We start from the raw sequence: 284 nt of genomic DNA on the forward strand, positions 1-284 counted from the left end.
GCGAGGAAAAATTCTTTCGAAAAGTACAAAAATGGTTCTCACACTTCTTATAAATCCAAAAAAGATGTAATCCAAGGATTTTATGCCAATTATGAAAGGCTGATTATAGGAAAGAAAGTAGTTCATATTCAGTCTATTGGAGAAGTGAAAACAAGCCAGCAACTACCAAGAAACAAAAAGCCATCCAATCCAAGAGTTACATTTGACGGTCGTCACTGGTGGATTAGTGTAGGGTTCCAAGAAGACTTTGCATCCCAAGAACTAACCAATGAGTCGATTGGTGT

The 284-nt window shown here is 37.3% G+C and carries 1 pseudogene; it reads left to right on the forward strand.

Annotated elements, in window-relative coordinates:
• A pseudogene (locus tag FOT98_RS18985) lies at nucleotides 1–284 on the forward strand (RNA-guided endonuclease InsQ/TnpB family protein); the annotation flags it as partial.

Origin of the sequence: Bacillus sp. HY001 (assembly GCF_007558965.1) — a bacterium.
Taxonomy (GTDB): domain Bacteria; phylum Bacillota; class Bacilli; order Bacillales; family Bacillaceae_G; genus Bacillus_A; species Bacillus_A mobilis.